This is a genomic window from Sunxiuqinia rutila, assembly GCF_050589705.1.
In the GTDB taxonomy this organism is placed as follows: Bacteria; Bacteroidota; Bacteroidia; order Bacteroidales; family Prolixibacteraceae; genus Sunxiuqinia; species Sunxiuqinia rutila.
The window spans coordinates 69,743-82,990 of record NZ_JBNGOT010000013.1 but is presented as its reverse complement, the minus strand read 5'-3'; the positions used below and the strand labels follow the sequence as shown (position 1 = coordinate 82,990).

Sequence of the window (13,248 nt, the reverse complement as noted above, 5' to 3'; positions counted from 1 at the left end):
TCTAAATATTTTAAAGATGCAACAAAAAGCAATGATTTTTATAACCGGATTAGTGACCGGAATTCTGCTTAGTTTCCTGGTAATTTTCCTTACCGTTCCTAAAATGTTATTTACTGTAAGTGAAAGCAACTATAATTTTACCGAAACGATTGAACGAATAGAACAATCCGTACAAGAAAATAACTGGAGTATGCCACACCAGTATAACCTGCAGGCCACCCTGTCCAAACATGGATTTGAGGTAAAGCCTGTTAGGGTCTTTTCAATTTGTAAACCCGATTTAGCTGCACGTCTGCTGACAGGCGATGCTGACCGGCAGCTGTCTGCCATGATGCCCTGCCGGATTGCCATCTTCGAAAAAAGTGATGGAAAAACATACATTACCCGGATCAATGCCGGCTTATTGTCCAAGCTGCTTGGTGCCCATGCAAAAGCAGTTATGGGAGAAGCAGGAGAAGGCAGCGAAGAAATATTGGCACCACTCATTGACTAAGCTGTTTGGAGCTCCCTATCACTCCGAAAAAGTCGATATAACAGGAAAAACCATATTAACCTTAAACAATCAGCATTCATGAAAACAGCCGCATTACTACTATTGCTAAGTATAGCTACCGTTGCATGTACATCGAAAAGTACCCAACCCGAAGCAGAACAAGCCATTCAGCAAATAGAGCTTGTGTACCACATCGAGGGCATGACCTGCGATCATTGTGAAGAGTCGATTCAAAAGGGCGTCAATCAGCTGGAAGGAATAAGCTTGGTTGAAGCCAACCATGAAGATTCAACAACCCGTGTTGTATTTAACCCGGCTAAGACAAACAAAGAGGAGATCCAAAAAGCAATTGAAAAGAGAGGCTATTCCGTATTAGAATGACTAGAATCAAAATGATAAATTCCTCTCACAAAAGTGAGAACTTCCCCGCTCATTTGGGTCGGTTTTAGCCCTACAGATTGATCAAAAGCCCAAAATTTTAAGTGGCTCTGCTATTTTGTATTTTTTTAACATCTCACAAGAACTCTTAGGCCTTGTATTTGTAGTAGTTAATAGAAACAGAAATAACAGTTCAGAATACAGGAATTAAACTTTAAAATTTCATTTACCACGTCAGGAAACCAGAACAATCAAGTGAAAGTATTAAAGTAAGTTCCATACGTACTTTTAAAACATTGATGACGTATGAAAACACCACTTATTGTATTTAGCTTACTTATGCTATCCGCCCTGTTTACAACAGCAGGCAACATTGAAAACACCAACGTACATGCACGCGTACTCGACAAAATTACTCAGGAACCGATTTACGGAGTCAGTGTATGCATTGAAGATGACCAACAAGGAATTGGTACAATTACCAATGAAGATGGCGATTTCAGACTTTGGAATTTGCCCTCAGATACCCTGAATGTCCTTATTCGGTGTGAGGGTTATGAAACCTACGTTTTAGATCTCAGTGCCATTGACCAATCATCGCAAGAGATGACTATTATCTACTTGGTACCTGAATCTTCAGGAGCGTTAAAACAAACAGCAGCAAAATTGGAATCAGGGAAGAAACAACCCCGCAAATAAATATTTCTCTGTCACATAAAAGCTGAAAGTGGTTACTTGAGTTTGTATCTAAAAAAACAATTCCCCGGATTAAGATGGAATTTCATCCGGGGAGGCTTCTCTGACAGTCAATATTTTTCCGGAAAACCGAAGGTCTTTTCCTGCCATCGGATGATTAAAGTCCATCGTGACCCAATCCTCCTTTTTCCTGATTATCTTTCCATAAAGCTGATTTCCTTGTCGGTCTCCCATAGGAAAAACATGGCCTACCTGAACCACCTCATGATCAATCCGGCCATCTTCTTCTGCAAATGTTTGAATGGATAAATCAACAATTGCTTTGGGGTCTATCGGTCCGTAAGCTTCTTCAGATCCAGCCTGAAATTCAAACGAATCGCCGGCAGAAAGCCCCTGCAAATGATATTCAAAGACTTCGAGTAACAATTGGTTTCCAAACAAAAACTCTTGCTGATCTTCAACCGAAACCTTTTGCAGCAGCTTGCCATCGGAAGCATCTGTTACCGAATATTGAATTGTTGCAATCGTGTTTTTTCTGATCTTCATTGTCAATAATTTAGTCCCAAAAATCAATTTTCACTGGAAGCGATGTTCTGATCTTGTGCCAGGCTTCGCACATAGTGAACAATCCGCCAGCGGTTTTCCGGGCTTATCTGGCCACCGTGGGGCCCCATCAAGCCCGAAAAAGATCCCCGTGTAATGACATGGTAAATTTCCCCATCAGGCTTCCCTTTCAAGTAATCATCAATTAAGGAACGAGGCTTTGCCGGAAAAACCCGGCTGGTGAATAGATGCCCATTGCCATCGCCAATATCGCCATGACAACTCACACAAAAAATTTCATACTGACGCTTTCCTTCTGCCAGCACCTCAGGGGTTGCTTGAAGCGGATTTTCCAGTTCCTGGCCAGCTCGCACCTGCTCTTCCATTGATCGCCCGGCATAAGGATAAGGTTTAAATCCGCGTGGAATCGTTCCCTCAGCCGGTAAACGCATGGTTTGGCCGTCCTCAAAAACCGGATTTTCGGAATAGGTTTTATAGGCCGGAGAATAGGCCATATCCGGGAAAAAAGTATGTCCTGGCTTGTTCTTGCTTTTCGTACAAGCCACCGAAAGACCTACCACCAAAAGCAACAAGTATATTTTTACAGTTCGTTTCATAATCAATATTGGGTATGATATTCAAGACTTTCTTTATAAAATGGATGATGCTTCGGAACCAGCGGAGCTTTGGTTAACGAGCGAAAAACAACAAATAAAAACAAGCCCACATAGCCAATGGTAATTCCAATCTCAGGAATACCAATGCCCGAATTTTCACCGCCAACCACTCCTGGCATAATCAACTGATAAAGATCGACCCAGTGACCAATAAAGATAATTAATGCCACGGGAACCATAATTAACGATCCACGCTTGGAGTTTCGGGTCATCAGAGCAAAAAACGGAACCACAAAATTCAGAATCAGGTTCACATAGAATACTTCGCTGAAGTGTTTGTGACGCTCGTAAAAATAAACCGTTTCCTCCGGAATATTGGCATACCAAATCAGCATGTATTGTGAAAACCACAGGTAAGCCCAAAAAATACTGAAGCCAAACAGGTATTTCCCCAAATCATGGATATGCTCCTGATTAACATGAGTCATATACCCCATTTGTTTCAAGGCAATCACCAAAAGAATTAAAATAGCCGTTCCGCTAGCCAACATACTCGAAAAAACATACCATCCATACAAGGTACTAAACCAATGGGCATCGATAGACATGAGCCAGTCCCACGAAGCTGTAACACTGGTTATGGCCAGCACAACCACAAAAACAGCCGAGAGCATTCTGAATTTGCGGTAAAATTTCAAGTCGCCTGTTTGATCAAGTAAAAGCGAGTTTTTGCGAATAAAGTGAGCCAGTCCAACCCACAAAACCAAATAAACAAGCAAACGTCCATAGAAGAACGGCGTATTGAGGTAAGCAACCTTTTTAAGCAGAATGGCATCCAGATGATCGGTATGGGTCCAGTGGTAAAGCAGGTGCATCCCTCCCAACACAAAAAGCAATAGAAGCAACACTCCTCCAACAGGAATAAAAGCACTCATCGCCTCTCCCACCCGTTGAATGCTGGTGTGCCATCCGGACTCAGCAATGGTATGCACAGTAACCAGGAATAAGCCAATCAATCCGAGCGAAAGGAAATAATAAGAATTTAGCAAAAGATTGGCGGCAATACGCTCAGAGCCCACGCCTGTAAAATAGCCAACAACCAAAGCGAGCACGCCAATGCCCACCATTCCTAACGTAATCGTAGCCAATTTGCGGGGAAATATAAACTTTTGATTCTCCATAACTCATCTATGCTTTTAAGGTTATTCCTTCAGCACCAGCGTTGGCAAGTGCTTGTTCTATTTGACTAATCCGTTCCTCCGGACTATTCTCTTCCACTTCAACAACTACCAGAAAGCGATCATCGGTTGCCCGTTCATCATGGATGACTGGTTTCGCGCCGGGACCTAGTTTGTTGCTAAGAAAAAAGGCAATGACCATAGCAAACGCCGAGAAGAGGACCGTCAGCTCGAAGGCGACAGGCATAAAAGATGGTACCGCAAAAAATGGTTTACCACCAATATTCAAGGGATAATCAATGGTAAAAACCCAAGCTTGAAAACCAAAACCCAAGGTAGCACCAACAGCACCACCCCAAAAAGCCACTCGGGTAAGTCGCGAACGCGGAATACTTAAGGCCTTGTCAAGCCCATGAACCGGGAAAGGCGTAAGCACATCCATAATTTTCAGGCCATCTGCCTTGATCTGACCAATTCCTTTCAGCAGATCTTCCTCATCCGAATAATAAGCGGTAATGTATTTACTCATGGCCAGTTAATTTTTGATTTTCTCCTGATGATTTCAAAACTCCTTTAACCTCGGCAACTGCAATAACCGGGAACACACGGATAAACAGCAGGAACAGCGTAAAAAACAGTCCTAATGTTCCAACATAAAGTCCCACTTCAACCAACGTTGGTTTATACATGGTCCAGCTGGAAGGAAGGAAATCGCGGTGCAACGAGGTTACTACAATAACAAAACGCTCGAACCACATCCCGATATTCACGAAAATGGAGATCACAAAAGTAAACATCACATTGCGCCGTAGCTTCCTAAACCAGAAAAGCTGTGGAGTAATTACATTACAAGTCATCATAATCCAGTATGCCCACGCATAAGGTCCAAAAGCCCGGTTAAAAAAGGCATAGGTTTCAAATTCAACCCCGGAATACCAAGCAATAAAAAACTCGGTTAGATAAGCAATACCCACAATTGAGCCTGTCAGAATGATAATCTTATTCATCGACTCGATATGGTTGATGGTAATGTATTCTTCTAGGTTCAAAGCCTTTCGGGTTACAATCATGAGGGTTAACACCATGGCAAAACCCGAAAAGATGGCTCCGGAAACAAAGTACGGAGGAAAAATAGTGGTATGCCATCCGGGAATAACCGAGGTAGCAAAGTCAAAACTTACAATGGTGTGTACCGAAAGTACAAGCGGGGCTGCCAGTCCGGCCAGAATCAAACTGATGGTTTCGTGACGAGACCAATGTTTGGCAGATCCTGTCCATCCAAAACTCAGGAATCCATAAATTGCCTTGCGAATTTTTGTTTTAGCCCGGTCGCGTACCGTTCCAATATCTGGAATTAATCCGACATACCAGAAAACCAGCGAAACAGCAAAATAAGTAGAAATGGCAAAAACGTCCCAAAGCAAGGGCGAGTTAAAGTTTACCCATAACGCTCTCGTATTTGGATACGGGAAAATGTAGAACCCCAATAACAGTCGCCCCATGTGGATTAGCGGGAAAAACCCCGCACACATCACAGCAATCAACGTCATGGCTTCGGCCGAGCGGTTGATACTGGTACGCCATTTCTGACGGAAAAGAAGCAGGATGGCCGAAATAAACGTTCCGGCATGGCCAATACCAACCCACCACACAAAGTTGGTGATTCCCCAACCCCAGCCAATGGTTTTGTTCAGGCCCCATTCCCCAATACCATAAAACACGGTACGGAAAGTAGCCCAGCCCCCAAAAAGGGCCGCAATTCCCGCCAGGGTTATGCCCAAGTACCAGTACTTGGATGGTTTGCCAGCCATGGGCGACAAAATATCATCAGTCACCTGCTTGTAGTTCTTATTTCCCCGAATTAACGGTTCTCTTAGCGGAGATGTATACATTCCTTATTCGTTTTAGTTAGACGGTTTTATTTTTCACCTTAGTTAGATAGCCAACGGATGGTAGCGTATGCAGTTCTTCCAATAAATGGTAGTTACGCTCATCTTCAAAAAATTTCGAAATCCGGCTTTCCTTATTATTCAAATCACCAAAAACAATGGCATCTGCCGGACAAGACTGGGCACAGGCCGTTACCACTTCTCCGTCTTGCAGTTGTCGGCTTTCGTTTTTAGCTGTTAATTTTTTCTCTTGAATACGCTGAATGCAGAACGAGCATTTTTCAATGACTCCCTTAGCCCGAACCGTCACATCAGGGTTTAACACCAATCGACGCAGGTCGGTTGTCATTTCTGCCGGATCAATTGTATTTCCAGGCATCGCATCAGCTCCGGTATAATCAAAGAAGTTGAATCGTCGCACTTTATACGGACAGTTGTTGTTGCAATAGCGCGTTCCGATACAACGGTTGTAAGCCATTTGGTTAACACCTTCGTTGCTGTGTGTCGTTGCCGCAACCGGACAAACATTCTCACAAGGGGCGTTGTCGCAATGCTGGCACATAACCGGCTGGCGAACAAGTTCCGGATTATCCGGATCTCCTTTGTAATAGCGGTCAATCCGGATCCAGTGCATTTCGCGGGCCATAATCACTTGCTCTTTGCCCACAACCGGCACATTGTTTTCAGCAGAACATGCCACCACACAAGCATTACACCCGGTACACGAGTTCAAATCAATGGCCATTCCCCAGTGGAAACCATCAAATTTCCGTTGAGCATATAAGGATTTCAAATGCGATTTCAGTTCTTCACGCATTTGATTTCCCGAAGCCGGGTTAGCTAAATAATCTTCCAAGGTAGTTTCCCGAACCAAATTCCGGCCCTCCATGGAGTGATGCGATTGCGTTTTGGCCAGCTGATAGTCTCCTTCAACTTTTTGCAAGTTGACTTGCTCCAGCGTATACCGGAGGCTTCCGTTTTCAGAGGCAACAAGCGGAAAAGCATTCTTTCCCACGGTTCCTTCCGGAGTTCCCAAATTAACCCGGCCATAGCCTAAAGCTACCGAAATTGTTCGATGCTCCTGCCCAGGCTGAACAACCACCGGAATCGGTCCAAAGTCATTGATCATGACCAGCTGCTCATCTTCCAGTTCCAGTTCTTTAGCCAGTTTTGGCGAAACAGCGGCATAGTTGTCCCAACAAATTTTGGTAACCGGATCGGGCAATTCCTGCAGCCAAGGGTTGTTGGCTTGCTTTCCGGTTCCCACACTCACGTTGGTGTACAAGTTAAGTTCCAGCGCATCGTTGCCTTTCAGACCTTTTACCTGAGCCAATATTGTTGGTACCCGTTCTCCATTATAAGCTGAAAGGCCGTCTTCTTTTCTCCCCGATTCAAAAATCCCATCGTGCAGTTTGCTGTTCCAAAAATCAATAAAGGCCTGCCCACTTTGAGCCTGCGGATAAATATTCTTCTCCCAGTAATTCTGGACGTACGTATGAAAATCAACCGGATTTCCAGCCCACTTCAAGAGACTCTCCTGGGCCGACCGGGTTTTAAATATGGGACGGATCGTTGGTTGAGCAAGTGAATAACTTCCCGATCTGACTTCGGCATCGTTCCAGGCTTCCAGGTAATGATGATCAGGGCAAATGTACTGCACATGCTCCGATGTTTCTTCACCCAGAATTGGCAAGGCTATGCTCAGCGGCACTTGCTGCAGTGCAGTTTTGAAGCGCTCCCCCTGCGGATAATCGTAAACAGGATTAACATCATACAAAATCAATCCATCCACCTGGCCCGCTTCCATTCGACCCACCAAACCAGCCATGTCCGCATCCATCGCCTGACGCAATTTTAAATGCACATCGGTGCGGATGGTGTTTCCATAGTTTCCGAGCAACTCATTGATCGCATTCACCAACAGTTGGGTTTCCGCATCATTGCTTCCACTAACCACCAGCGACTTGCCCTTTTTTGCAATTAACTCGTCAGCTACCTTGGTGATATCAACCGGTGAAGCAGCTAAGTTTACCGGCTGCTCTCCAGCTAGTTTTTTGAGTTCGTTATACAGGTTAGCAATGACCAATTTTTCCTGCGAGGGCCGAATCTGAATGCGCTCATCGGCATTCGATCCGGTTAACGACATTCCTCCTTCAAAATGAAGGTGCCGGGACATCGATCTCTGACCATCAACCAGCTTTCGGCGTTCCGAATATTGCTTGGTATACTCGATGGGAGAAAGCCAGCTTCCCAGAAAATCAGCATCAAAGCTAACGATAAGGTCCGCTTTGCTAAAATCGTAAGCAGGAATAAAGGCTTTGCCATAGCTTTGTTCATTGGCTTGCAACATACCCGACGCTGAAATCACGTCGTACTGAATATGCTCAGCTCCGGGATGGGCCGCCAAAAACTCCTGAATTACTGCTTTGGTCGAGGGGCTTATAATTGTACCTGTCAGAAGCACCAACTTACCTTCTTTGGCCTTAATTTCGGCCAGCGCTTCCAGAATTTGCTGATCAGCATCTTCCCAACTGATCTTTTTCTCTTTGAATTTGGGGTTCTTATGCCGTTTATTATCGTAAAGGCCCAAAACGGAAGCTTGGGTCCTTGCATTCGTTCCACCGCGAGTAACCGGAGATAATGCATTTCCTTCAATCTTAATCGGACGACCGTCACGTACTTTTACCAGAACGCTGCAATAGTCGTTACCATCAAAATACGTTGAAGCAAAGTAGCTGGCCTCTCCCGGAATAATCTTCTCTGGTTGAATCAAAAAAGGAATGGCTTTTTGAACCGGCTGCTGACAACTCGTAGCAATGGCTGCTGATGCAATTGTAAAACCAAACAGCTTCAGAAAATCCCGGCGAGAAGTGGCTTCTGATCGTGACTCCTTTTTCATTTGAAGAATGGATTTGCGATCGCCAGAATCAACCTCTTCTGCCGCCTGGCGCGCATCATAAATCAAATCATCCAAACTTTTATAGTATTGTTCCTTCATTCTGATTAGGTTTGTTGGTTTATTAATAATGGCACTTCATACAATCTGTTCCACCAATCATATCAACGGTTACTTTATTGATTTCACCACTCTTCAATTGCTCATGAAGCGTCTCATAAGATTCATAGAATTTATTATCGACAAACTGAACTTCTTTGGTTCGGTGACAATCCAAACACCAGCCCATACTCAAATCTTCCACTTGCTTGAGTACATCCATCTCAGCCACGTCGCCATGACATTCGATACAATCCAGTTTTCCGGAATTGACGTGTTGAGCATGGCTGAAAAAAACATGGTCGGGCAAATCGTGAATCCGCACCCACTCTACTGGTTTATTGTTTTCAACCGCATCAATCACTTTCGCGATTTCAAACTTTCCGGAACGGGTTCCCTCACGCACTACCGAGTGGCAGTTTAAACAAAGGTCTGCCGGAGGAATGCCGGCCGACTTACTATCTTCTACCGTAAAGTGGCAATACTTACAATCAATCTGATTTTGCCCGGCATGCACTTTATGCGAGAACTTGATAGGCTGATCCGGCTCATAGCCCTGTGACCGCCCCAGGTTAACTCCTTCTTCATAAATCATTTTCACCTGATAGCCGAATACTCCCAGGAAGATAAGCAGTGGAATGGCCTTGTATTTTATTTTATGAAAGAAGATCAGCTCCAGCAACGCCCAGGTGATAATCATTCCCAGGAAAAGGAACAAGAGTAAGCGATTAATAGTGGGCTTAACTGGTTGAGGACCACGCATGGCCAAATCATCCAAATAGGCTTTAACGGTCTTAAGATCTGCCGCTTCAAATTCATACCCTTGATGCACTTCGGCCATTTTACCTCCTGAAGGCTCCGTCACCAACGCTTGAAAAGAGGCAAAATCCTTATCCAGATACTTGATGGCAATCTCCATGGCGGATGGATTCCAATTCAAGGTATCAGAAGGCAGTAAATTATGACACGAAGTGCAGGAAGCCTGCTTGTTGTTATGGGGCAACAGCCCCCTGAAAAACCGTTCGCCACGCTTAATGTCGTCTCGGTAATGACTGTACTTATCAACTTTACGTTTGGGCTTCTGTACCTCAGCAGTAGCTGATTGCTCTGCATTGGTTATTGAATCCACCATTGCTGAGTCAGGTTCTGAAACTGCTGTTTGTGCACCTACAGAATCTGTTTCACTTGATGGATTTTGTGTTTCAGCAGAAGCTGTCACTGATAAAACAAAGATGGAGATGGAGAGAATAAACAGAAAAAGACGGGACGAAAACCCGTAATTCTGTAAAACAGGGGACTTTAGTTTCATTCTACAAGCTTTAGTAAGTTTTTTTTCAAACCTTAGGATTTAGCAACTCATCAGAATTAACAAATTTTATACTTTAAGGTTTTCAAGCTCAAGTTAAAAAATTATCCCCAGATAACATCCCGATGATGCTTGTAGAACACATAAGCAAGCGCCATTCACTAAATACCTGACGCTGAATAAGATTTAATTAAGTGAAAAGAAATCAGAATAGATCAAAATGATGCAAAACCAACGCTGATAGATAAAATCGATTCTTTAATTGAGATTTTCGGTGAGTTTTCGAACAATTTTCAGGTTGTCCAAAAACTCTTTGGCAATAACCCGGACAATTGTATAAGCAGGTATGGCCAGAATCATCCCTAAAATTCCGGCAGCGCTTCCAGCAGCCATGATTACCAGAAAAATCTCCAGAGGATGTGCCTTCACACTGCTTGAATAAATTAAAGGCTGAAAAAGAATATTGTCAATCACCTGCACAATTACAAAAACCAATAGCATCAGCCCCAACAACGGGAAAGTATGCGCCATGAAGTCCGCATTGAGGTTAATCGCAATACCAATGAGCAAGCCCACTGAAGCCCCCATCCACGGGCCCAGGTAAGGAATAACATTAAACAAGCCACAAAACAAGCCAATAACCACCGCATGGCTAAATCCAACCCCAACAATGGTTAATCCTATGGTTACCAAAAAGCCAACCATAGTTACTTCGAAAAGTAAACCAATAAAATAGCGCCGAAGCAAATTATAAATGGAGTGTAAAATGCGTCTCACCTTCTCTTCGTAATCTGAAGGAATCATGAGTAAAATACCATCCCGAAGCATGTTCTCGTCCTTTAGAAAGAAAAAAGTTATGAAGGAAACGGAAAAGAACGCAATAAACAACTCGCCTACCGTTCCGGCTACAAAACCAAAAACATCAGTGAGTTGAGAAAAGTTAACCCGGTCGCCCAACTGAGCCTTTAACAAGGTCATAAAACGACCTTGGCTTTCCGGGGCAGCATCTTCGCCCCAAAATTGCATCCATTGCTGAATGGGTTTCTCAATCACGTCAATAACTGAGTTAAAGTCAATGGTTGAAAGCTGTTGAAATTCATTAATTAATAGCGGAATCAAAAATCGAAAAGAGCCGACAAAGAAGACCCAAAGAATAAATAGGGCTAAAAAGGCAGCAACTGAGTTTGATATGGAAAAACGCCCGTATTTAAGCCCGCCAAAAAAACGAACCATTGGACGACCGATAAGTGACAGCACCGCCGAGATGAGGATATAAGTTACAAGCGAACTAAAATACCAGAACAAGAAACCAAGTACCAGAACACCGGTTAAAAGTAAAATGGCTCTGGTTTTCCCCTCAACTTTTATCATAAAAAAATCTTTTCTACAAATATACCGTATTAATTGAAGTTTTAAAGGTAAAAGTAAAATTCCCTAACTCCCTCAACACCTCATTAAATATACTCAAAAGCTCCCACTGCACCGGCAAGCCATGGCTATAAGCCTAGTTGACAGCACATGCAACCAATCATTTTTTTTAATACTTTTGCTTTTTGAAATGCTAACTAAGAGACACTATGTTCAAAGCCTTAATAGTTGATGATGATAAAGCAGACCGCGATCTTTTGAATTATATGCTTCAGAAGCATCCCGACATTACCGAAGTTCACGAAGCCGACAGCGCAGAATCAGCACTTTTTAAGCTCATCGAAATCCGTCCAAATCTTGTTTTACTAGACTTGGTCATGCCTGGCAAAAGCGGCATGGAATTCATCTCATTAATTCGAAAAGAAAAAATAGATACCAACATCATAATCATCAGTTCACACAAAAACATGGCTATTGAGGCAATTAAAAACGAGGTCTATGACTTTCTGTTAAAGCCTTTGAATCACGAAAAACTCAATGCAGCCCTGTCGGCCATTAAGACTAAACAATTATCCAGCACTTCGGTTGAAGCTGAATTGCCAACTCAGGCACTTCAACAAGCTCCAAAACTAAGAATCTCCACAACATCAAGCTATTCCATTGTTGACCCAAAGGATATTTTATATTGCGAGGCCGAAGGTTCTTACACCAATATTTACCTGGACAATGGCGATATTGAACTCGCCAACTCCTATTTGAAGAAAATTGAAGAAATCCTGGTGAATCATAATTTTTTCAGAATTGGTCGCTCTTACCTGATCAATCTGAACAAATTGCGCAGTGTGAACCGCCATGAAAGCTCTTGCCTGCTCGTTGCTCAAAAAAAAGAAGTCAAGCTCTATGGTTCTAAGCGACAAATTCGAGAACTTTGCAGAATAGAGAACATTACCGAATAATGGATAATAAAATCATTACAGCCATCATTATTGACGATGACGAAGAAGCGATATCGTTGCTTGAAATCTATTTAAAAGCATTTCGGGAAGTTCAAGTCATCGACCGAACGATCAATCCCAAGCTAGGCATCAAGTTATTGGTCAAAAAGATGCCCGATTTGGTATTTCTGGATATCGATATGCCTGAAATTAATGGCATTGAAGTGGCTGAAGCCATCCAAAACAATCAACTAACAACTGAAATTGTTTTCACCACTGCCCATAGCAAATACGCCTTCAAAACTCTTGAGGTAAAACCGCTTGACTACTTGGTAAAGCCGTTTGGCCCGGAAGAACTCATCTCGGTTGTTAACCGCTACAAAACCCGGGCTAAGCGCAAAGCTTTGGAGCGTAATATGGAGAACTCCTCCCACAACAACCAGCCGATTCAAAAACTAAAGCTAGCCACCGACTCCGGAGTCATTTTAGTTAACCCGGACGAAATCATGAGCATCAAATCACAGGGAAGCAAGAACTACATCACCTTAACCAATGGAAAGACGGAGCGGGTTATCATGGCCATAACCAGACTTGTTGAATACATCAACTCCCCCAGTTTTGTTAAAGCAAATCGGGACACCTACATCAATCTTCAGTTCTTACGCCGGATTGACCGCAAAAAGAAAATTTGCATTCTAACCCATCAGGATACAGTCATGGAAGAAACTATCAACCGGTCAACGATTTCCTTTTTCGAAAAAATGAACTGCTTTCCGATCAGCTAGCTCCAGCCCTTTTCACTTAAAGAATCCCACATTTTTCTCAAAAAAAAAGACAGCTGAAAACAATC

13 protein-coding genes are annotated in these 13,248 nt (G+C 43.3%); 5 read left to right on the top strand and 8 right to left on the bottom strand.

The features are described 5' to 3' along the window. Window positions 1-16: 16 nt before the first annotated feature. From ACRD6K_RS15615 to ACRD6K_RS15605, 3 genes are all read left to right on the top strand, one after another. Window positions 17-493, top strand: coding sequence for a DUF302 domain-containing protein (locus tag ACRD6K_RS15615; RefSeq protein ID WP_430974012.1), 477 nt, complete (start codon window positions 17-19; stop codon window positions 491-493). A gap of 78 nt (window positions 494-571) precedes the next feature. Then, window positions 572-874: a heavy-metal-associated domain-containing protein gene (locus tag ACRD6K_RS15610; protein ID WP_430974011.1), complete on the top strand. Its 303-nt coding sequence runs from the start codon at window positions 572-574 to the stop codon at window positions 872-874. Between the two features lie 303 nt (window positions 875-1,177). After that, window positions 1,178-1,570, top strand: a complete 393-nt coding sequence (locus ACRD6K_RS15605; protein ID WP_430974010.1) for a carboxypeptidase-like regulatory domain-containing protein — start codon at window positions 1,178-1,180, stop codon at window positions 1,568-1,570. 69 nt (window positions 1,571-1,639) lie between these two features. Here ACRD6K_RS15605 and ACRD6K_RS15600 read toward each other — a convergent pair whose 3' ends face one another. The 8 genes from ACRD6K_RS15600 to ACRD6K_RS15565 form a co-directional block, all read right to left on the bottom strand. Then, window positions 1,640-2,113 carry an FKBP-type peptidyl-prolyl cis-trans isomerase gene (locus tag ACRD6K_RS15600; RefSeq protein WP_430974009.1) on the bottom strand — a complete coding sequence of 158 codons (474 nt, stop codon included), beginning with the start codon at window positions 2,111-2,113 and terminating at the stop codon, window positions 1,640-1,642. Between the two features lie 23 nt (window positions 2,114-2,136). Further along, the gene (locus ACRD6K_RS15595) at window positions 2,137-2,727 is read right to left on the bottom strand and encodes a c-type cytochrome (protein ID WP_430974008.1); all 591 of its coding nucleotides are present in this window, start codon (window positions 2,725-2,727) and stop codon (window positions 2,137-2,139) included. Window positions 2,728-2,729: 2 nt separating this feature from the next. Continuing rightward, on the bottom strand, window positions 2,730-3,908 hold the full coding sequence (locus tag ACRD6K_RS15590; protein WP_430974007.1) for a hypothetical protein: 1,179 nt from the start codon (window positions 3,906-3,908) through the stop codon (window positions 2,730-2,732). A gap of 7 nt (window positions 3,909-3,915) precedes the next feature. Next, window positions 3,916-4,434, bottom strand: a complete 519-nt coding sequence (locus tag ACRD6K_RS15585) for a DUF3341 domain-containing protein (protein ID WP_430974006.1) — start codon at window positions 4,432-4,434, stop codon at window positions 3,916-3,918. After that, complete coding sequence (gene nrfD / locus ACRD6K_RS15580; RefSeq protein ID WP_430974005.1) at window positions 4,427-5,797, bottom strand: NrfD/PsrC family molybdoenzyme membrane anchor subunit; 1,371 nt, start codon at window positions 5,795-5,797, stop codon at window positions 4,427-4,429. The genes ACRD6K_RS15585 and nrfD overlap by 8 nt, the downstream gene beginning before the upstream one ends. 16 nt (window positions 5,798-5,813) lie before the next feature. Beyond that, the gene (locus tag ACRD6K_RS15575) at window positions 5,814-8,792 is read right to left on the bottom strand and encodes a 4Fe-4S dicluster domain-containing protein (RefSeq protein WP_430974004.1); all 2,979 of its coding nucleotides are present in this window, start codon (window positions 8,790-8,792) and stop codon (window positions 5,814-5,816) included. A gap of 22 nt (window positions 8,793-8,814) precedes the next feature. After that, a complete protein-coding gene (locus tag ACRD6K_RS15570) occupies window positions 8,815-10,098 on the bottom strand; it encodes a cytochrome c3 family protein (protein ID WP_299576148.1) in 1,284 nt (427 codons plus the stop codon). Window positions 10,099-10,353: 255 nt separating this feature from the next. Then, entirely contained in the window at window positions 10,354-11,466 is a 1,113-nt protein-coding gene (locus ACRD6K_RS15565) for an AI-2E family transporter (protein ID WP_299576145.1), read from the bottom strand. Between the two features lie 206 nt (window positions 11,467-11,672). Here ACRD6K_RS15565 and ACRD6K_RS15560 point away from each other — a divergent pair, with 206 nt between their 5' ends. Together ACRD6K_RS15560 and ACRD6K_RS15555 are read left to right on the top strand one after the other, a co-directional pair. Beyond that, entirely contained in the window at window positions 11,673-12,419 is a 747-nt protein-coding gene (locus ACRD6K_RS15560) for a LytR/AlgR family response regulator transcription factor (protein WP_430974003.1), read from the top strand. Next, window positions 12,419-13,183 carry a LytR/AlgR family response regulator transcription factor gene (locus ACRD6K_RS15555; RefSeq protein WP_430974002.1) on the top strand — a complete coding sequence of 255 codons (765 nt, stop codon included), beginning with the start codon at window positions 12,419-12,421 and terminating at the stop codon, window positions 13,181-13,183. Before ACRD6K_RS15560 ends, ACRD6K_RS15555 begins: the two co-directional genes overlap by 1 nt. Window positions 13,184-13,248: the final 65 nt, after the last annotated feature.

What these genes read in the sequence shown, in the direction of transcription:
- ACRD6K_RS15575 (WP_430974004.1), bottom strand. Translation starts at nt 8,792, where the DNA reads ATGAAGGAACAATACTATAAAAGTTTGGATGATTTGATTTATGATGCG.
- ACRD6K_RS15600 (WP_430974009.1), bottom strand. Translation starts at nt 2,113, where the DNA reads ATGAAGATCAGAAAAAACACGATTGCAACAATTCAATATTCGGTAACA.
- ACRD6K_RS15590 (WP_430974007.1), bottom strand. Translation starts at nt 3,908, where the DNA reads ATGGAGAATCAAAAGTTTATATTTCCCCGCAAATTGGCTACGATTACG.
- ACRD6K_RS15560 (WP_430974003.1), top strand. Translation starts at nt 11,673, where the DNA reads ATGTTCAAAGCCTTAATAGTTGATGATGATAAAGCAGACCGCGATCTT.
- ACRD6K_RS15570 (WP_299576148.1), bottom strand. Translation starts at nt 10,098, where the DNA reads ATGAAACTAAAGTCCCCTGTTTTACAGAATTACGGGTTTTCGTCCCGT.
- ACRD6K_RS15585 (WP_430974006.1), bottom strand. Translation starts at nt 4,434, where the DNA reads ATGAGTAAATACATTACCGCTTATTATTCGGATGAGGAAGATCTGCTG.
- ACRD6K_RS15595 (WP_430974008.1), bottom strand. Translation starts at nt 2,727, where the DNA reads ATGAAACGAACTGTAAAAATATACTTGTTGCTTTTGGTGGTAGGTCTT.
- ACRD6K_RS15615 (WP_430974012.1), top strand. Translation starts at nt 17, where the DNA reads ATGCAACAAAAAGCAATGATTTTTATAACCGGATTAGTGACCGGAATT.
- ACRD6K_RS15610 (WP_430974011.1), top strand. Translation starts at nt 572, where the DNA reads ATGAAAACAGCCGCATTACTACTATTGCTAAGTATAGCTACCGTTGCA.
- nrfD (WP_430974005.1), bottom strand. Translation starts at nt 5,797, where the DNA reads ATGTATACATCTCCGCTAAGAGAACCGTTAATTCGGGGAAATAAGAAC.
- ACRD6K_RS15555 (WP_430974002.1), top strand. Translation starts at nt 12,419, where the DNA reads ATGGATAATAAAATCATTACAGCCATCATTATTGACGATGACGAAGAA.
- ACRD6K_RS15565 (WP_299576145.1), bottom strand. Translation starts at nt 11,466, where the DNA reads ATGATAAAAGTTGAGGGGAAAACCAGAGCCATTTTACTTTTAACCGGT.
- ACRD6K_RS15605 (WP_430974010.1), top strand. Translation starts at nt 1,178, where the DNA reads ATGAAAACACCACTTATTGTATTTAGCTTACTTATGCTATCCGCCCTG.